The sequence below is a fragment of the Rhizobium sp. N731 genome, assembly GCF_001664145.1.
In the GTDB taxonomy this organism is placed as follows: Bacteria; Pseudomonadota; Alphaproteobacteria; order Rhizobiales; family Rhizobiaceae; genus Rhizobium; species Rhizobium esperanzae.
Genome location: NZ_CP013601.1, coordinates 3721712 through 3736591 on the forward strand (window position 1 = coordinate 3721712; position 14880 = coordinate 3736591).

Annotated in this window: 15 protein-coding genes; 7 read left to right on the forward strand and 8 right to left on the reverse strand. The window is 61.8% G+C overall.

Annotated features, from left to right (window positions below; translation table 11 throughout):
* The first annotated feature begins 72 nt into the window (after window positions 1-72).
* The 3 genes from AMK02_RS18115 (at window position 73) to AMK02_RS18125 (ending at window position 2922) form a co-directional block, all read left to right on the forward strand.
* Entirely contained in the window at window positions 73-354 is a 282-nt protein-coding gene (locus tag AMK02_RS18115) for a hypothetical protein (RefSeq protein ID WP_237350418.1), read from the forward strand.
* A gap of 693 nt (window positions 355-1047) precedes the next feature.
* Window positions 1048-2070 (forward strand): porin, encoded by a 1023-nt coding sequence (locus AMK02_RS18120; RefSeq protein ID WP_064804939.1) that lies wholly within the window; start codon window positions 1048-1050, stop codon window positions 2068-2070.
* 357 nt (window positions 2071-2427) lie between these two features.
* Window positions 2428-2922 (forward strand): hypothetical protein, encoded by a 495-nt coding sequence (locus AMK02_RS18125; protein ID WP_088396255.1) that lies wholly within the window; start codon window positions 2428-2430, stop codon window positions 2920-2922.
* Between the two features lies 1 nt (window position 2923).
* Here AMK02_RS18125 and AMK02_RS18130 read toward each other — a convergent pair whose 3' ends face one another.
* From AMK02_RS18130 to AMK02_RS18140, 3 genes are all read right to left on the reverse strand, one after another.
* Window positions 2924-3631 carry a hypothetical protein gene (locus AMK02_RS18130; protein ID WP_064806335.1) on the reverse strand — a complete coding sequence of 236 codons (708 nt, stop codon included), beginning with the start codon at window positions 3629-3631 and terminating at the stop codon, window positions 2924-2926.
* Between the two features lie 150 nt (window positions 3632-3781).
* Window positions 3782-3961 (reverse strand): hypothetical protein, encoded by a 180-nt coding sequence (locus AMK02_RS18135; RefSeq protein WP_064806337.1) that lies wholly within the window; start codon window positions 3959-3961, stop codon window positions 3782-3784.
* Between the two features lie 61 nt (window positions 3962-4022).
* Window positions 4023-4253 (reverse strand): hypothetical protein, encoded by a 231-nt coding sequence (locus AMK02_RS18140; protein WP_020922260.1) that lies wholly within the window; start codon window positions 4251-4253, stop codon window positions 4023-4025.
* A gap of 346 nt (window positions 4254-4599) precedes the next feature.
* Here AMK02_RS18140 and AMK02_RS18145 point away from each other — a divergent pair, with 346 nt between their 5' ends.
* Entirely contained in the window at window positions 4600-5691 is a 1092-nt protein-coding gene (locus tag AMK02_RS18145; protein ID WP_064806339.1) for a DUF475 domain-containing protein, read from the forward strand.
* A 117-nt stretch (window positions 5692-5808) separates the two neighbouring features.
* On the opposite strand, the gene AMK02_RS31790 is transcribed toward AMK02_RS18145, so the two are convergent.
* The 5 genes from AMK02_RS31790 to AMK02_RS18165 all read right to left on the reverse strand — a co-directional run bounded on the left by AMK02_RS31790 (window position 5809) and on the right by AMK02_RS18165 (window position 10514).
* Window positions 5809-5979, reverse strand: coding sequence for a hypothetical protein (locus tag AMK02_RS31790; RefSeq protein ID WP_094299101.1), 171 nt, complete (start codon window positions 5977-5979; stop codon window positions 5809-5811).
* 156 nt (window positions 5980-6135) lie between these two features.
* Window positions 6136-7653 carry a tripartite tricarboxylate transporter permease gene (locus tag AMK02_RS18150; protein ID WP_064804942.1) on the reverse strand — a complete coding sequence of 506 codons (1518 nt, stop codon included), beginning with the start codon at window positions 7651-7653 and terminating at the stop codon, window positions 6136-6138.
* 89 nt (window positions 7654-7742) lie between these two features.
* Complete coding sequence (locus AMK02_RS18155) at window positions 7743-8234, reverse strand: tripartite tricarboxylate transporter TctB family protein (RefSeq protein WP_064804943.1); 492 nt, start codon at window positions 8232-8234, stop codon at window positions 7743-7745.
* A complete protein-coding gene (locus tag AMK02_RS18160; RefSeq protein WP_064804945.1) occupies window positions 8231-9175 on the reverse strand; it encodes a Bug family tripartite tricarboxylate transporter substrate binding protein in 945 nt (314 codons plus the stop codon). The genes AMK02_RS18155 and AMK02_RS18160 overlap by 4 nt, the downstream gene beginning before the upstream one ends.
* A gap of 292 nt (window positions 9176-9467) precedes the next feature.
* A complete protein-coding gene (locus AMK02_RS18165) occupies window positions 9468-10514 on the reverse strand; it encodes an ABC transporter substrate-binding protein (RefSeq protein WP_064804947.1) in 1047 nt (348 codons plus the stop codon).
* Window positions 10515-10840: 326 nt separating this feature from the next.
* On the opposite strand from AMK02_RS18165, the gene AMK02_RS18170 reads away from it, so the two are divergent.
* The 3 genes from AMK02_RS18170 (at window position 10841) to AMK02_RS18180 (ending at window position 14859) form a co-directional block, all read left to right on the forward strand.
* Window positions 10841-12709 carry an adenylate/guanylate cyclase domain-containing protein gene (locus AMK02_RS18170; RefSeq protein ID WP_064804948.1) on the forward strand — a complete coding sequence of 623 codons (1869 nt, stop codon included), beginning with the start codon at window positions 10841-10843 and terminating at the stop codon, window positions 12707-12709.
* Between the two features lie 93 nt (window positions 12710-12802).
* Window positions 12803-13480: a response regulator gene (locus AMK02_RS18175; protein ID WP_064694315.1), complete on the forward strand. Its 678-nt coding sequence runs from the start codon at window positions 12803-12805 to the stop codon at window positions 13478-13480.
* Window positions 13477-14859, forward strand: a complete 1383-nt coding sequence (locus AMK02_RS18180) for a sensor histidine kinase (RefSeq protein WP_064804950.1) — start codon at window positions 13477-13479, stop codon at window positions 14857-14859. The genes AMK02_RS18175 and AMK02_RS18180 overlap by 4 nt, the downstream gene beginning before the upstream one ends.
* Window positions 14860-14880: the final 21 nt, after the last annotated feature.

A 14880-nucleotide genomic window follows, 5' to 3' on the forward strand; every position in this document is an offset into this window, starting at 1 on the left:
TTCGAGAAATCGAGAGGCCTTTTTACATAGTGGCCCGCAGGTTCGATAAACCTGCCAATAGGAGTTCTCAGCGTGGCGCAGGTCATTAAACGACGCAAAACTCTCGTGGTGTCCAACGACAAGATTTCGCTGGCAAAAGGTGTCAGCCTTCCCCAGGGACGCTACCCCGTCACTGCCGAATATGTCGTATCTCACCTGCGAGGCAGGCCGGTCGAGCAGGCTGGCCGGGTGATGCTCCATCTGACGCGGCAAAACCTCCTGGACTACGGTGTTGATCTGACCGGCAGCGCGATGCTGGGCAGCGACATCGATGTGAGCGGCAATGTGGCGCGCAAGGAAGCTATTCTGGAGTGATTTGCAGGGTATGGATGGTTGACCACTGTCCTTGCCCCACAGGGATGCACCTCCTGAGAGTGGCCAAGCCAAATTCGGTCACTAAACCATGTGAATTTTTGCCGATCCGGCGTATGGGGCATTCGCCTCTCGCAAGCGGGTGGGATCAAAGGCAGGGATTAATTCTCGACCGGCAGCGCCGCAGTTTTTCCGCCCCTCGCCTCGCCGGCTTCCACGGCACCTGCGCCCACGAAGTGCTGCACGAACGAACTTGCAAGCCGTCACCCCACTGCGGCCGGACTTCCATCTTCACCATAGCGACCGGTGGAAAAGGCAAGCAACTGTCCGATTTTACCCGAGTCATGCAGATGGCGGCTGCGGCGCGCCCGCATATAAGGATGTGCTCACGCCAGCATCAATTGCATACCATTGCTGAGTGCTCAGCCCCTCGTTGCTCGGAGTTCAAAAGTATGATTTTTGTAACAAACAGATGACGAGTTTGTGACAAAACGCGTGTGATTTCAGCAACATAGCGATGCAGCGTGTTGTCATGATCGACAATCACGTTGCGGTGCAACAACCCTTATGTAACTTCCGCGGCGAGGCAGACACCGAGCTAAAAAGGTGCCGCTTCGATCACACGGGGTGAAGACACGTAGGGACTGCCGATGGCAACGGTCTTCATCCTCTCGCATCTGAACTGGAGGTTATTCCATGAACATCAAGAGCCTTCTTCTCGGCTCCGCTGCTGCTCTCGCAGCAGTATCCGGCCCTCAGGCCGCTGACGCTATCGTCGCCGCAGAACCGGAACCGGTTGAATATGTTCGCGTCTGCGACGCTTACGGCACCGGCTACTTCTACATCCCTGGCACCGAAACCTGCCTGAAGATCAACGGCTACATCCGTTTTCAGGTTGACGTTGCTGATCAGCCGCTCAACGGCTCCGACAGCAACGACAGCGACTGGGATGCCCGTACCCGCGGTCAGGTTCAGTTCACAGCCAAGAGCGACACCGAATATGGTCCGCTGACCGGCGTCATCGTCATGCAGTTCAATGCTGACAACGCATCGGATCAGGGCGCCAAGCTCGACTCCGCTTACCTCGACATCGCAGGCTTCCGCGCTGGTCTGTTCTACAGCTGGTGGGACGACGGTCTCTCGGGCGAAACCGACGATATCGGTTCTCCGGTCACGCTGCATAACTCCATCCGTTATCAGTACGAAACCGACGCCTTCTACGCTGGCATCAGCGTCGACGAGCTGGAAGACGGCCCGTTCTACAACGACGAAACCGCCAACAACGTCGGCATTGCCGTCGGTCTCGGCGGCAAGGCCGGTATCTTCAGCTACCAGATCACTGCCGGTTACGACACCGACAACGAAGAAGGCGCCGTCCGCGCCATGGGTACGGTTGCTGTTGGTCCGGGCACGCTCGGCCTCGCAGTTGTCTATGCATCAAATCCCAACGCCTATTACAACAAGGCTGAATGGGCGATCGCTGCCGAATACGCCATCAAGGCAACCGACAAGCTCAAGATCACCCCCGGCGTCCAGTACTACAGCGACTACGGTGTCACCGCTGGCGAATTCAACGACGGAGATGCCTGGAAGGTTGGCCTGACGGTTGATTACCAGATCGTCGACAACTTCTACGCCAAGGCTTCGGTTCAGTACCTCGATCCGGAAGATGGCGACGACTCCACCTCGGGCTACTTCCGCCTGCAGCGTTCGTTCTAATAGGACTGCCGGTCAGACCGGCAGCTATTCATTCCTGATCTGACTGACCTCCGATCGGGAAAGAATGGGCCTGGACTTCCCTGCCTGGGCCCATTTCCCCTTGACCCGAAGTCCAAGACGGCAGGCGCTCGATGAGCGCCGCCATTATTGGACGTCACATCGCTCCCTTGCTGATGTCCCGCAAATTATGCCGTTGCTGGACCTTTTAGCCAGCAAGCTCAGCCGACGTTCGGCCCGTCGGCGATCGGCGGCATCTTTATGCTGCACGGAACCAAATTTCGGACACAGAGCCATGCCATGGCGAATCGAAGGTGAAGCGGTGATTCGCCTCGCCAGGACATGGGACTTGAGATCGAAATGAAGTTATCCGCGCTTGTTGCCGCCGGCTTTGTTGCCGCCGTCCTCGCCTTGCCAGCCTCCGCCGCGCCGGCCTCCCCGCCTGAGACATTTCCCGGCGCTCCTGGCGTCATTACGCTTTCCGGCAAATGCGCCAGACTGGTCGTCGCCAAGTTTGACGCCACCAAGGGCTGCAAAAACGAGCTTGCCAGCGTCACGCTGGCCAACGGTTCGGTGACCTTCATCTTCACTTCAGATGGAAAGGCGCTCGGCTTCCAGGGCGATGGCAGCGGCATCAAGCCAGCCTCCAACGGCAATGCTCGCCTGCCGTTGAGCCTCGTCACGACGGGCGTCGGCAACAAGATGACCGGCCAGGTCAAGGTCGCCGGCTTCTGCACCTTCGGCAATCCCTACGCCGGCGAGCCGATCGCGATCGAATGCACCGCCGAAAGCAAGGACTCCTCCTTCACCGGCAGCTTCCGCACCGGCGGCAAGCTGGTGAAAAAGGGGAAATAGCTCAGGCGGCGCACCACGCGCCGCCGCCCCCCGGCTGGCGCGCCAGCCCTTCCTTGATCAGCTGCACGCCAAAAGAGCGCCCGTCGCGCGAAACGATCCGCGGCGCGCCTGAGGCCTCGGTCTTTCCGGCGGCATCGATGGTGAAGGGGCCGGCGTTCAGAAGCGCCAGTAGGCGCAGCTTCGCGGCAAAGGCCACCCTGCGTTCGTCATCGCAGCGCGCCTGGTCGGCCACCGGGCTTGCCATATCGGCAATGACGATCTTTTCGCCCTTGTACCAGAAGACGCCGCCGTCGCCGACGCAATTGATGTGCGCGCCCTGCCCGCAATAGCCGAAGGCGCCCGTCGCCGTCTGCTGAGCCCCGGGAGAGGCCGGGGCCGGCACCGCCTTGACCGGCTGGATGGCCGGCGTCGGGATTGCGGCCGGCGGCAGCGGCTGCAGCGCGGCTCTCGGAGTCGGTGCGGCAAGCGCCACCTGCTTCGGCGGCACATCCTTCCTGGCGACAGGTCTCGGCTCCGCCATTTCCCGTGCGATCGGCGCCGACTGCCGTTCAAGCATAGGCCGAAGGCTCTTCCAATTGTCGTGAGCGACGATGCCGCCGATCGCGGCAATGCCGATCACTGCCCAGGGCAGCAATCCGCCGCGGCTGCGCGCTCTGCTCTTTCCTCTCGCCGGCGCCTTCCGGCGGCCGCGTGTCGCTGTCTTGGCCATCTGTTCGAATCCCGTGAGGCCGGGATTATCGCTGCCCAATCCTTTCCGAAAGGTTGGCGTGAGCCGGTTATCTTTGACGGCGTGTCGATTCGCTAGACAGCGAAACGCCCGGCATCGCCGGGCGCCTATCTCTCCAAAACTATCTTCCGCTTATTCCGGATTGACGGCCGAAGGCTCGTTTTTTCCGGCCGATGCCGCGCCGCTGATCGGCGAACCTATCGGCTGTTTGCGTTTGCCGATCTCGATGCGCTTGTCGGCCCCCTCGCGGATGGCCTGCCATTCATTTTCGTGCCGAATAACAATATCTCGGGGCACAAAGTTCATTGTCATATGTTTTTCACCCTGTTTCGAATCGACCATCAGCACGCCGAAGCGGCCTCCGGAATAGCCGTTATTTCTTGGTTTTCGCATGGCCTTTGATGTCGGGACCACCCTTGGAGAGGTCCGCACCGCTCACATGTGCCGGCACGTGAATGTCGTGGTAGACGCCAGGGGTCAGCGTCAGGTCGACGTGATGCGGCGGCAGCACCTGTGCCTTCTGCATGCGGTTTGGCTTTGCCCGCTTCATGCGGTCGGATGCCTCTGTACGTTTATCGGGAATATGGGTCGAAGTGTGCATCATCCGCATCCTTTTCAGCTCAACCAGGGTTTAACGAGCGGGGGGGCAGATGGTTCCCGAAATTATGCGGCTTTACGTGGGGCGTTTGGCCTTGACTGGTTTGGGAAGTAGATTACCTAAGGCCTATCCCGCAGCCTTCCAGACATCGGCTACGGGGAACATTGGTGCCGGGCCCCTCTGGCGAGAGTTTTTACGGCGCTCTCGTGATGTCGGTACCGCCTGCAACTCAGCCGGCGGATTTTTCATCGATGAAAAAGCTCACCATGCCTCGTCAGCATGCCCGTTGTGGCATGCCGCGTTTTTCCACTATTTCTACCCTCTCCAGCAAGCCTTGCTGCGAGGTGCGGCCATGAACCAGTCCCAGACCACCAAATCCTCGCTCGGCTATTTCCGCTGGGCCTTCATCGTCACGGCTATCGGCCTTGTTCTCGGCGCTGTGCTTGGTTGGCAGACAACCGGCACGATCGGCGGCATGGCGACCGTCTTCTTCATCTGTGCCGTGCTTGCGGTGCTGGAGATCTCGCTCTCCTTCGACAACGCCATTGTCAACGCCAACAAGCTGAAGGAGATGACCCCGATCTGGCAAAAACGATTCCTCACCTGGGGCATCATCATTGCCGTTTTCGGCATGCGCATCGTCTTCCCTCTGGCGATCGTCGCGATAGCCGCGCGCATCGGCCCCTGGGATGCCTTGGTGCTGGCCGCCCGCGAACCCGAGGAATATGCCCGCATCATGAATGATGCGCATCTGCCGATCGCAGCCTTCGGCGGCACCTTCCTGATGATGGTCGGCCTCAGCTATTTCTTCGACCATGAGAAGAAGATCCACTGGCTTCGCGGCCTGGAGAAGGTGATGGCGCGCTCTGCGACCATCAGGGGCATCGAGATCGCCTTCGTGCTGGCGCTGATGCTTGTCTTCTCCTGGCTGATTGGCGAGGAGGAGGCCAGCGTCTTCGTCCATTGCGCCATCTACGGCCTGCTGACCTTTCTCGCGGTCGAGGTCGTCGGCGAGTTGCTCGATGCGTCGCAGCAGACGATGAGCGCTGCCGCCAAGGGCGGTCTCGGCGCCTTCATCTATCTGGAGGTGCTGGATGCCAGCTTCTCCTTCGACGGCGTCATCGGCGCCTTCGCCTTGACGCAGAATCTCTTCGTCATCGCGATCGGCCTCGGCATCGGCGCCATGTACGTGCGCTCGATGACGATCATGCTGGTGGAGAAGGGAACGCTTGCCGAATACCGCTATCTCGAACATGGCGCCTTCTACGCCATCCTGATCCTCGCAGTGATCATGTATGCGCAGACCCTGGTGCACATTCCCGAGGTAATCACCGGTCTCGGGGGCGCGGCTCTGATCGGCCTGTCGCTCTGGTCGTCGATCCGCCACAACAAGCGCGAGCGGGCGGAAGATCACGCCGACCGGCGGGAAGAACTACATGCCTGACGTGGCAGACAATTGAAGGTCGCGACGCGCCTCAGCGTCGCGGCTGTCACTCGGACAAAAATAAGGCCCGCGACCATCCGGTTGCGGGCTGTTTCATTCCTGCATGGCTTGAACGGCTTAGCGGATGACCTGACCGAAGGAAGCCGGATCGATGCCAAGCTCCTTGAGGTCGCGGGCGCGCGGACGGCGACCGGCTTCGACAGCAGCGCTGACGGCGTTGGCGGCGCTCAGCGCAGCAAATGCGCGGCCCAGGAAACCGGCGTGGACTGAATTGCGGATGGCGGACATTGTCCTGTTCCTCTTACTCTATAATTGACCACTCATAGATGGCAGTGCGCTGTCGCATCGACAATGCACGTAAAATCACCGCAGCCATGCAAAAAGAAGAGGCCGGCGCATGTTTCCAGGCCGGCCTTGAGGCAGGGGTAAGGTTGTCTTTTTCTTCTAGTCTTCGTTTGCCGCCAGTTGCGACAGCACCTGGCCCCGACCGCGGATGCGCAGGATCAGCGGGATCAGGAAAGCGGCCGCCGCAACGATGAGCAGGCCTGCCGCGATCGGCGACATCACCAGCGTCGTCACGTCGCCCTGGCTGATCGCCAGCGCGCGGCGCAGCTGCTGCTCGGCCAGCGGCCCGAGGATGAGGCCGACGACGGCAGGCGCGATCGGATAGCCGAAGAGCCGCATCACATAGCCGAGCAGGCCGAAGGCGAGCAGCATGCCGAGCTCGAACACGGAAGGATTGGCGCCGATCGTTCCGAGCGTCGCAAACAGCAGGATGCCGGCATAGAGCCACGGCTTCGGTATCGTCAGCAGCCGCACCCAGAGCCCGATCATCGGCAGGTTCAGGACGAGCAGCATCGCATTGGCGATGAGCAGGCTGGCGATCAGCCCCCAGACGAGCTGCGGATTGGTGGCAAACAGGAGCGGCCCCGGCTGCAATCCGTATTGCTGGAAGCCGGCGAGCATGATTGCCGCCGTCGCCGTCGTCGGCAGGCCGAGGGTCAGGAGGGGCACCAGCGTGCCGGCGGCGGACGCATTGTTCGCCGCCTCCGGTCCGGCCACGCCTTCGATCGCGCCATGGCCGAACTCTTCCGGGTTCTTCGCCAGCCGCTTTTCGGTCGAGTAGGACAGGAACGTGCCGATTTCAGCGCCGCCGGCCGGCATCGCGCCGATCGGGAAGCCGATCAGCGTGCCGCGAAGCCAGGGCTTCCAGGAGCGTGACCAGTCCTGCGCGTTCATCCAGAGCGAACCCTTGACCGCCTCTACCTGCTCCGCGGCCCGGTTGCCCTGCGCTGCGATATAGAGCGTCTCGCCGATCGCGAACATCGCCACGGCAAGCGTCGTCACCTCGACGCCGTCGAGCAGGTCGGGGATGCCGAAGGAAAGCCTGGCCTGCCCCGTCTGCTGGTCGATGCCGACCATGGCAAGCGCGAAACCGATGAACAGCGCGGTCAGGCCTCGCAGCGCCGAATCCCCAAAGGCGGAGGAGACGGTAACGAAGGCGAGCACCATCAGCGCGAAATATTCACGCGGCCCGAAGACCAGCGCCAGCTTGACGATATAGGGCGCGATGAAGGCGAGCCCGAGCGTCGCTATGAGCCCGGCGACGAAGGAGCCGATCGCCGCCGTCGCCAGCGCCGGTCCGCCGCGCCCGGCGCGCGCCATCTTGTTGCCCTCGAGCGCGGTGACGATCGAGGCGCTTTCACCCGGCGTGTTGAGCAGGATCGACGTCGTCGAACCGCCATACATGCCGCCGTAATAGATGCCGGCGAACATGATCAGCGAGCCGCCCGGATCGAGCTTGTAGGTGGCCGGCAACAGCAGCGCCACGGTGAGCGCAGGGCCAATGCCGGGCAGCACGCCGACGGCAGTGCCGAGTGTCACGCCGACCAGCGCATAAACCAGGTTCATCGGCTGCATCGCAACCAGGATCCCCTGCCATAGGAATTCGAATGTGCTCATCTTGGTGTCCCAGGCGGCGTTCCCGTCCGTGCCTTCGCAATCGGTCGCCGCGAAAAATCAAAAGAGCTGACAGCGCGTCCCGCGCGCTGTCAGAAGAACAGGCGTTCGAGCGGGCCGGCCGGCAGCGTCAGCTGCAGCAGCTGCGAGAAGATCGCCCAGACGACGAAGCTGAAGACGATGCCGAACGGCAGCGAGATCCAGAGCTTGCGTTTGCCGAAGCCGCGTGCCGTGAATGCAAACAGCACACCGGTGGCGATCGAGAAGCCGGCAAGGCGCAGAAGCAGCATCTGTCCGACAAGGCCGGCAACGATCCAGATGACCGGCGCCACTTCCTGCCGATCGCGTTCCGGAAACTCGCCGCGCCAGGCTTCGGCGACCGTCCAGACGCCAAGACAGAAAAGCCCGAACGCCACCACCTCCGGCACGGTTGCCGGACCGATGCGGGCATACTGTGCGATCGTTTTCAGATGCGTTGCATCCCAGGCCATCACACCCGCGATGACGAAGAGGAAAACGGCAATGATGAACGCCGCCCGATCAGGGCGGCGCTCGGTTGCCGAGGAGGTGTTATCCTCGCTCATTGAACAAGTCCGATCTCTTTAAGAATGCCCTCGGTGGCGGAGACGTCCTTTTCGAGCTGCGCCTTGAAGGCATCGCCGGACAGATAGGTGTCGGCCCAGCCCTTGGTCTTCAGGGTCTCCTGCCAGGTGGCGGAGCTGTGCAGCTTCTCGAAATCGGCGGTGATCTTGGCGACCTCGTCGTCCGACAGGCCGGGGGCTGCGGCGACCATGCGCCAGTTCTGGATGCTGACGTCGGTGCCGGCTTCCTTCAGCGTCGGGGCATCGACGCCGTCGATACGCTTGTCGCTGGAGACGGCGAGGAGACGGAGCATGCCTGCCTTTACCTGCGATTCGAACTCGCTGTAGCTCGAAATGCCTGCTGTGACCTGGTTGCCGAGAATGGCGGCCAGCGCTTCACCGCCGCCGGAGAAGGCGACGTAGTTGATCTTCGTCGGGTCGACCCCGGAAGCCTTGGCGATCAGGCCTGCGGTGATGTGGTCTGTGCCGCCGGCCGAGCCGCCGCCCCAGGAAACCGAACCCGGATCCTTCTTCAGCGCCGCGACCAGATCGGCCATCGTCTTGATATCGGACGAGGCGGGAACGACAACGGCCTCATATTCGCCGGTCAGACGGGCGATCGGCGTCACGTCCTTCAGCGTCACCGGCGACTTGTTGGTGAGGATGGCGCCGACCATGACGTAGCCGCCGACGATCAGTGAATTCGGATTGCCGGCAGCCTGGCTGCTGAACTGCGCAAGGCCGATGGTGCCGCCGGCGCCGGGAACGTTCTGGACCTGCACGTTGCCGGCGATCTTCTCCTGCTGCAGCGCGGCCTGCAGCGAACGGGCCGTCTGGTCCCAGCCGCCGCCGGGAGCGGCCGGCGCGATGATGGTGTAGTCGGCCGCATAGGCCGGCAGCGCGATGGCGGCTGCGAGAATGGTTGCGATGAACGTATGCTTCACGATGTGTCCTCCGTGGGCGGCTGAGCGAACCGCCTATTATTCTCGAGTGAATCGGGAGGGTGGCCGGCCAGCGGACGCAGTTGTCCTGAATGACGAGCGGAATGCCTCCCAAGGCTTCAATTCTCCGCCTCCACGGAGAAGAAGTAGCCAAAGCCACCACAACAACCTGTCATCTAGCTGACATCGGCAAGATATCCAGAAGGAGAAGCCACTTTTTTGCCGTAATTGGGCCAGCAGCCCGCCGAGGTGTAACAGATCTTGAGATCATGAACCGGCCGAAAGCTGGCCTTCTTCACTGCGCCCGCAGAACCTCGTTCCAGTGCGCGATCAGCCGCGCACGCTTTACCTGGTCGAGATAGACCATCAGCCCGGGACTGACCGGCACCGGTCGAAGTTGGGCGCCGAGCAGCTCCTGCAGCGTATTGGCAGTGTTTTCCCCCGCCACCTCTGGGCTGACGGCCGGGATCTGCAGCTCGCGCGCCATGATTGTCTGGCCCACCTTCGACATGAAAAAGGCAAGGTAGCGGCGCCCGAGTTCCGGCTCGGCCGCAGCCTGCGGCACCAGCCCGATGCGCGACATCACCACCGTATAGTCCTTCGGCAGCACGATGCCGACATCGGGGTACCGCGAAGCCCAGTCAGCGGCGTAGGAACCGAGAATATTATAGCCGAGCACGAAGCGCCCGTCGGCCACGCGTTCGAGGATCGCAGAGCTCGTCGAGTAAAGTTTGACGCCGGCCGCGCCCATCGCGCCGATCACCGACCAGATGTCGCCGAATTGCTCCTGGTCGCGCGCCATGAAGAGAAAGCCGACACCGGAGCGCTCGATATCGTAAGTGCTGATCCGGCCATAGACCGCATTGCCCTTACGCTTCAGATAGTCGACGAGTTCCGCCCGCGAGCTCGGCACCGGCTCGTGCGCGAAGCTCGGCTTGTGATAGACGAACACCGCCGGTTCGAAGGTCAGCGCATAGGCGGTATTGCGCCAATTCGCCCATTTCGGCCAGGCAGCACTCATCGGCAGGTTGCTGATCTGCGCATAGCCGTCGTTGGAAAGCTTCACCTGCAGGTCCATCGCCGAGGAAAAGGCAAAATCCGCCGTTTTGCCGCCGGCATCCGTTTCCCTGACGATCCGGTCGTAGATTTCACCGGTCAGCATATCCTCATATCTGACCGCGACATCAGGATTGGCCTCCTGGAACCCCCGGATCATCGGCTGTGCCAAGGGCTCGTCGAGCGAAGAATAGACCGTCAGCACCGGTGCGGCTGTATTGCCCGACTTCGCCGGATAGAAGGCTTGGTCGGCGAGCACGCAACCCGGCCAGAATGCCAGCAGCAAGATGAAAATTCTCCTCATGCAGCAACAATGCCTGAGCATACAGAGAGGAGCAAGGGCGTGATCGGACCTGCAGCGAGCGTCGCCAGTATTGCGACGGAACCGCAGCAGCCAACGTGTCGGTCCGACACCCCTTTGACCATAAATGATTATGATTCCCCGTCATCCTTCACCCGTTTTGAGTATTGATGAAGATTGGAGACGATATAGGGTGCGCTGCCGCGTCAAAACGTCGAAGCCGCCCGAATTTACTTCTTCGGGAGACGACTATACGCGACAAAAAACTCTAAAAAAGCTAGACTATTCTGGGAAGACCCATGGGAGGGGTCATGGAACGACGACTGAGCGCTATTCTCGCTGCGGATGTCGTCGGCTACAGCCGATTGATGGGCATTGATGAGTCAGGCACCTTGCAGGCGCTGAACCGTCATCGCTGCGAGCTGGTTGACGTTCGTATTTCGGACTACAAGGGCCGGATCGTCAAACTCACCGGCGATGGCATCCTTGCCGAATTCCAGAGCGTGGTGAATGCCGTCGCCTGCGCCGCCGAAATACAGCGCAGCATGTCCGCCCGCAACGAGAACGTGCCGAAGGACGAGCGCGTTGAATTCCGCATCGGCATCAATCTAGGCGATGTCGTCGTCGAGAACGGCGACATATTCGGTGACGGCGTCAATCTTGCCGCAAGGCTCGAGCGTATCGCAGCACCGGGCGGCATCGCCGTGTCGGCCTCCGTGCGCGACCAGGTCGGCTCGCGCCTCAATCTCGGCTTCGAATTCATCGGCGAGCACATGCTGAAGAATATCAGGCAGCCCGTTCACGTCTACACCGTCACCTTGGCGCCGCCCTCATCCACCCGACTGGTGGCACAGAACCGCAATACCTGCTTCATTGCCGTGCTGCCCTTCACAAATATGAGCGGCGACGCCGATCAGGATTATTTTTCCGACGGCATCACCGAAGATATCATCACCGATCTCTCGAAGATCTCGAGCCTGCACGTCGTGCCGCGCAACACCATCTTTACCTACAAGGGCATATCGGTGAAGTTGAAGCGCCTCGCCCAGGAACTCGGAGTGCGTTATGTGCTCGAAGGAAGCGTGCGCATCTTCGACAAGCGCGTACGCATCTCCGGCCAGCTGATCGACACTGCCAATGGCGACCATCTCTGGGCCGAGCGTTACGACCGCGATCTCACTGACATCTTTGCGATTCAGGACGAGATCACACAGGCGATCGTCAGCCAGCTGAAGGTGCGCCTGCTGCCGGAGGAGAAGAAGGCGATCGCCAACGAACCGACGGCCAATGTCGAGGCCTACACCTATTATCTCAGGGGCCGCCAGCTCTCCCACAGTTGGACGAAATCCTACCTGCAGCTCGCAAGGCGCATGTTCTGCAAGGCGGTGGAACTCGACCCTGATTATGCCCGGGCCTATGCCGGCATCGCCGATTGCGACGCTGCGATCCGCGACTGGGCGCCTGACGATGTGCCGCTGAGGCGCATCCTCGACATGAGCGCCCGGGCGCTTCAGCTCGATCCCGATCTTCCCGAAGCTCATGCCTCGCATGGCTTGGCGCTGCATCAAAGCGGCCTCGATGATCGGGCGGCGGCCGCCTTCGAACGTGCCCTCACGCTCGACCCGAACCTCTTCGAGGCGAATTTCCATTACGCCCGGTTCTTCTTCATGCGCGGCAACTTTGCCGAATCCGTTCAATATTTCACCCGCGCCGCCGAAATCCGCCCTGACGACTACGTCTCGCCGATCCATCTGATGTCGGCCTACCGCTCGCTCGGCCGTCCGGTGGATACGGAAAACTGGGCGCGACTCGGCCTGCTGCGCGCCGAACGTGCGCTGAACCTCAATCCCGAAAACTCCGGACCGGCCCATCGCGGCGCGCTGGCGCTTGCCCATCTCGGCGATGCAACGCGGGCACGCGACTGGGCCGCCCGCGCGATTGCCATCGATCCCGACGACATCGTCGCCCAGTATAATCTTGCCTGCGTCTATTCCGTCCTCGGCGATACCGACCGAGCAATCGACCTGCTCGAGAAGCTGCTGCCGCACAGCTCCGTCTATCACATCAAATGGTTCAACAATGATTCCGACCTCGACAACATCCGCGACGATCCTCGCTTCCGGAAATTGTTGGCGACCGCAATGACGGAACGTGAGCGGATCGAGAGGACCGGGAGCTGAAATCCCGTTCTCGGCCATTCACCGAATTTTGAAAATCGCTATGACATCGCTCCGCCACCTCTGTAATCTCCTTTGAAAACAGAGGGAACATCCGTGCGCATCCTGCTCACAGAAGACAATATCGCGCTGGCCGACGGCCTGTCGGCGATCTTGCGCGGCACGGGCCATGCCGTCGACGTCGTCCATGACGGCGCATCCGCCAATGCAGTGATCGCCGCCGAAAACTTCGATCTTGTCATTCTCGACCTCAACCTGCCCGAGATGGACGGGCTCGACGTGCTGCGCGCCATGCGCGCCCGGCAGAACCAGGCAGCCGTCCTGATCCTGACGGCGCGCGGCACGCCGGAAGAACGGGTGAAGGGTCTCGATCTCGGCGCCGACGATTATCTGATCAAACCCTTCGATATCGCCGAGTTCGAGGCCCGCGTACGCGTGCTGCTGCGCCGCCAGGCCGGGCTGCGTTCGGCGACCGTCGGTTTCGGCGGCATTTCTTTCGACCTCAATTCCCGCACCTTTTCATCGGGCGACACCCCGCTTGATATTCCCGCCCGCGAACTCGGCTTGCTCGAAATCCTCTTCATGCGGGCTGGCAAGGTCGTGGCCAAGGAGGCGATCATCCAGTCGCTGACGGCCTTTGACGACGACATTTCCGCAAACGCGATCGAGCAATATGTCAGCCGGCTGAGAAAGCGCCTCTCGCCGTACGGCCTGACGGTCAAGACTGCCCGCGGCATCGGCTACTATCTCGACAAGCTGCCCGAGGCCTCATGAAAGTCGCCTACTCCCTCAGGCGCCGGCTGCTCTTCTGGCTGCTCATCTCGACCGCCGTCATCGGCACGGTGGCACTCGCCGATACCTATCGTGAGGCGGTCCAGACGTCGAATATCGTCTCCGACCGCGTGCTCGCCGGCTCTGCTCTGGCAATTGCCGAACGCGTCGTCGTCGCCGAAGACGGGACATTGCAGGTCGACATTCCCTATGTCGCCCTTGAAATGCTGACCTCGGCGGCGCAGGACCGGGTCTTCTACCGTGTTGACGGTCCTCCCGGCCAATTCATCACCGGCTATCAATCCCTGCCGGTCCTGAAGAAGACGCCCGGCAATGCCGCGGCCTTTGCCGACGACAGCTTTCGCGGCGAGCCGATCCGCATCGCCACCCTCGAGCGTTCGGCTTCGACCGGCATCCGCTCCGTGCCCTTCGTCGTGACGGTCGCCGAAACCACCATCGCCCGCCGGCAATTGACGCAGGCGATTCTCGTGCGTTCGGCGCTGCGTCTCGCCTTCATGATCCTGGGCGCGGCGGTCATCGTCTGGATATCGGTCACGGTGGCGCTCCGCCCGCTCTACAAGCTCGGCGACGCCATCGGCGAACGCAGTCCTGACGATCTGCATCCGATCGAACAAACCGTGCCGAGCGAGGTCGAGCCGCTAGTCGATACGGTGAACTCTTTCATGGTCCGCCTGCAGTCGGCCCTCGATGCGCTGCGCAATTTCACCGGCAATGCCAGCCATCAGCTACGCACGCCGCTAGCGATCATCCGTACCCAGCTCGCCCTTTCGGCCCGCGCCGGCACGCTTGATGAAGCCCAGGCGGCAGCGCTGAAGGGAGACCAGGCCGTGGCGCACGCCGAACGCATCCTTGCCCAGCTTCTCCTGATGGCGAAGATCGACGCCGCCACGGCCAAGGAGGCGCTGACCGCCTCCGCCATCGACCTTGCGGCAATCGCTCAGGAAATCACCGGCGAGCAGATCCCGGCGGCCGCCGTCGCCGGGATCGATCTCGGCTTCGAGGGCGAAAGCCCGGCCATGATCCGCGCCGAGCCCCTGCTGATCGGGGAGATGCTGCGCAACCTCGCCGGCAACGCCATCGCCTATGCCGGCAAGGGGGCTGAGGTCACCGTCCGCATCATCGCAGCCGCCGACACGGTTCGCCTCGAAGTCGAGGACAATGGTCCCGGTATTCCCAGCGAGAAGCTGGAGGCAGTCCGCAGGCGCTTTTCGCGCGGCAATGATTCCGGCGCGCCCGGCGCTGGCCTCGGCCTGCCGATCGTCGAAGAAATCGCCAATCTTTTCAACGCCGTCTTGACGCTGGAGCCAGGCGCGGGCGGCAAGGGCCTGAAGGCGGGGGTCACCTTCACCAAGGCGGCGTAAAAGCCGCCGGGTCCTCGGCCT

Coding starts and splice junctions, on each gene's coding strand:
- AMK02_RS18120 (WP_064804939.1), top strand. CDS start 1,048: ATGAACATCAAGAGCCTTCTTCTCGGCTCCGCTGCTGCTCTCGCAGCA.
- AMK02_RS18130 (WP_064806335.1), bottom strand. CDS start 3,631: ATGGCCAAGACAGCGACACGCGGCCGCCGGAAGGCGCCGGCGAGAGGA.
- AMK02_RS18135 (WP_064806337.1), bottom strand. CDS start 3,961: ATGACAATGAACTTTGTGCCCCGAGATATTGTTATTCGGCACGAAAAT.
- AMK02_RS31790 (WP_094299101.1), bottom strand. CDS start 5,979: ATGTCCGCCATCCGCAATTCAGTCCACGCCGGTTTCCTGGGCCGCGCA.
- AMK02_RS18140 (WP_020922260.1), bottom strand. CDS start 4,253: ATGATGCACACTTCGACCCATATTCCCGATAAACGTACAGAGGCATCC.
- AMK02_RS18125 (WP_088396255.1), top strand. CDS start 2,428: ATGAAGTTATCCGCGCTTGTTGCCGCCGGCTTTGTTGCCGCCGTCCTC.
- AMK02_RS18180 (WP_064804950.1), top strand. CDS start 13,477: ATGAAAGTCGCCTACTCCCTCAGGCGCCGGCTGCTCTTCTGGCTGCTC.
- AMK02_RS18155 (WP_064804943.1), bottom strand. CDS start 8,234: ATGAGCGAGGATAACACCTCCTCGGCAACCGAGCGCCGCCCTGATCGG.
- AMK02_RS18145 (WP_064806339.1), top strand. CDS start 4,600: ATGAACCAGTCCCAGACCACCAAATCCTCGCTCGGCTATTTCCGCTGG.
- AMK02_RS18170 (WP_064804948.1), top strand. CDS start 10,841: ATGGAACGACGACTGAGCGCTATTCTCGCTGCGGATGTCGTCGGCTAC.
- AMK02_RS18150 (WP_064804942.1), bottom strand. CDS start 7,653: ATGAGCACATTCGAATTCCTATGGCAGGGGATCCTGGTTGCGATGCAG.